Here is a 2,914-nt window from a genome sequence, read left to right on the forward strand (position 1 = left end):
GTGCGTCAGTTGACAGATTCATTGGCTGACGCACCGCTTTCGCGAGCAAGCCCGCTCCCACATTTGGCTCTTGATACATCAGCGAAATCGCATTTGAAAAAGCGCCTTTATCCAACCACTCAGTGCGTTGACGCACCGCTTTCGGGAGCAAGCTCTCTGCCTAAAAACACCTTCGCCGCGTACTGCAAAAACGAAGCGTCTTCGCAGACGTTCTTGATCGGGTCATCGGAGAACTTCACCACCGGCTCGCCGTGCACCCGCACCAGTTTCATCACGATGCTCAGCGGCTCTACACCCTCTACATCGCAGGCCAGGCTGGTGCCCATGCCGAAACCGAACCTGGCCTTGCCACGCACGTGACGCAGGATAGGCACGCATTTTTCGAAGTTCAGGCCGTCGGAGAACATCAGGTCCTTGGTCATCGGGTCGATTCCCAGTTGTGTGTAGCGGGCCAGCACTTTGTCGGCCCAGGCAATCGGATCACCGGAGTCCTGGCGCAGGCCGTCGTAGAGCTTGGCGAAGTAGAGGTCGAAGTCCTTGAGGAAAAAGTCGGTGCTGATGCAGTCGGTCAGGGCAATGCCGAGGCGGCCACGGTATTCACGCACCCAGTTTTCCAGCGCGGCATTCTGGCTTTCGCGCAGGCGGCCCAGCTGCTGGTGCACCATCAGCCATTGGTGGGCCATGGTGCCGATCAGCGGCAGGTCGAATTCATAAGCCAGGTGCGCGTTGCTGGTGCCGATGAACTGGCCAGGAAAGTCACGCCGCATGATGTCGATGACTTCGCGCTGGGCCTTGAACGACAGGCGCCGACGGGTGGAAAAGTCGGACACGCGCAGGTCGGCGAGTTCCTCGCGGCTGAGGTTCTTTTCCAGCCAGTCGAACTTCTGATAGAGCTTGCGCGTGACGTCTTCGAGGGTCACGTCAGGGTATTTGTCGCGGTTGCGCAATTCGCTGACCAGCGCCAATACCGGTTGCTCGAACATGATGCAGTGCAGCATCGGGCCGACCACACGGATAGTGAGTTGGCCGTCGACCTCACTGACGTGGATGTAGCGCAGGTTGAAGCGGAACAAACCGAGAAAGCGTTCGTAATCCGGGGTCAGGTATTCGCGAAAACGCGGGTTGAACAGAAAGCGCAATTCGCCTTCACGCATGTGCAGGCCGGCGAGCTTTTCCAGCTCATCGCGCAGTTGCGGAATCAGGTGGCCGAGCTTTTCCTTGGATCGCACGATGAAGGTGTACTCCACGTCCACATTCGGGTGCTGGTGCAACACCGCCTGCATCATGGTGAAGGTGTAGTAGTCGGTGTCGAGCAAGCCCTGGATCACCGGGGATTCGTAGTCGTAGGCACTTTCCATGGTGTGACTCCTTAACGCGTGGCCATCGCGGCCAGTTCTTCGCGGGTGCTGCTGATGACAGCACCGGCCTTGAGCAACTCATTGACGGCCGCCTCGCCGCCCTCTTGCGTAATGCCCCGGCACGCCGGCAGGTGCAGGACCACTTCCAGGCCGGCCCTGAGCAGTTGCAGCGCGGTGGTCTTGACGCAGTAGTCCAGGGCCAGGCCGCCGACAATCACGCGGCTGACGCCGTGGGCTTTCAGGTACTCGATGACCCCGGTCGACAGCTTGTCGTGCAGGTCGTGGTAGCACGCGCCGTAGGGGTGCAGGTCGGGCTCGACGCCTTTCCAGATGAAGTAGTCGTAGTCATACGGGGTGGGCAATTCGTCCAGCAAGGTGAAGCCTTCGGTGCCCGGCACACAGTGGCTGACCCAGGTGATATCGGCGTGTGCCAGGCCCGTGGGTTGGTACATGTCGCTGCGTTCCGTGACCACCCAGGGCGCCTGCGGCGTGTGCGCGTCCTTGCTGCCGACGCGGTGGCCGGCGAGGCTGGCCATGTAGTTGAGCTCGGCGCCGATCTGGTCGCCGCCCGCCACCGGCAACTCGTTGGGGCACAGCGGCGTAAAGCTCTTCTGAGGGTCGACGTCGAATGAGGCGATGGCAGTTTTCGAGAGGGTCATGATGATTCTCCTGTGGCCTGGAAACAAAAGTACATGTCATGTACTTTCATTGCAAGAAACATTTGGTTATCTATGCGTGAGTCAGTACATGACATATCTGTTCGATCCGTTAAACTGTGCCGCGTCACTGTTCATAAGGACTTCACATGCCACTAAGCGCCTATCTGCACACCGTCGACCTGTGCGTGCTGTTCTACTGCCGCGCCTCCGGGGAATTAAAGCTGCTGCTGAACAAACGTGACGCCGAACCGTTTGCCGGTCATTGGGCGTTACCCGGCGTGGTGGTGAACGGCGGCGTGCAAGATCTGAGCCTCAAGGATGCAGTGGAGCGTTTGCGGGCGAGTGACAAAGTCGGCCTGGACCTGGCCTGGAGCGAGCAAGTGGGCACGGTGGGCGATGCGTTTCGTGACCCGCGCTGCTGGTCGTCGTCGACGTATTACCTGGCAATCGTGGCGGATGAGGTGGCGTTGGCTGAGCATCAGGCGTGGTTTTCGCTGAATGCGGTGGCGGATGGCAGCATCAGGTTGCCGTTCGATCACAACCTGATCGTGGCGTCGGTGCAGGAGCGGCTGTTGTCCAAGTCGCTGTACAGCAACTTGCCGCTGATGTTCCTGGGGGATGAGTTCAGTGCACCGCAAGCCACCACGATCTTTTCCCTGGTGCTGTCGCGGCCGGTGCTGAAGACCAGCATTCGCCAGCGCCTGCTGAAGCTGACCGAGGCCGGGTATTTGCGCGAGACGGGGCGCAAGAAGAATGGCGAGGGTGGACGGCCACAGGCGACGGTGCAGAACCTGAGGCCTGGGGCGGTGTATTTTTTTGATCGGAGTTTTGCGGATTAGCTTTAACTTCACCAACGATGAAGATCCAATGTGGGAGCGGGCTTGCTCGCGAATACGG

The 2,914-nt window shown here is 59.7% G+C and carries 3 protein-coding genes; 1 reads left to right on the forward strand and 2 read right to left on the reverse strand.

All coding sequences use genetic code 11. From position 1 onward, the window contains the following. Positions 1–119: 119 nt before the first annotated feature. A complete protein-coding gene (pncB, locus tag WBB95_RS18840; RefSeq protein ID WP_424488956.1) occupies positions 120–1,358 on the reverse strand; it encodes a nicotinate phosphoribosyltransferase in 1,239 nt (412 codons plus the stop codon). An 11-nt stretch (positions 1,359–1,369) separates the two neighbouring features. After that, positions 1,370–2,017 carry a nicotinamidase gene (locus tag WBB95_RS18845; RefSeq protein ID WP_424488957.1) on the reverse strand — a complete coding sequence of 216 codons (648 nt, stop codon included), beginning with the start codon at positions 2,015–2,017 and terminating at the stop codon, positions 1,370–1,372. Between the two features lie 146 nt (positions 2,018–2,163). Here WBB95_RS18845 and WBB95_RS18850 point away from each other — a divergent pair, with 146 nt between their 5' ends. Further along, positions 2,164–2,856: an NUDIX hydrolase gene (locus WBB95_RS18850; RefSeq protein WP_424488958.1), complete on the forward strand. Its 693-nt coding sequence runs from the start codon at positions 2,164–2,166 to the stop codon at positions 2,854–2,856. Positions 2,857–2,914 lie beyond the last annotated feature (58 nt).

The sequence above is a fragment of the Pseudomonas sp. genome, from assembly GCF_049645325.1.
GTDB lineage: Bacteria > Pseudomonadota > Gammaproteobacteria > Pseudomonadales > Pseudomonadaceae > Aquipseudomonas.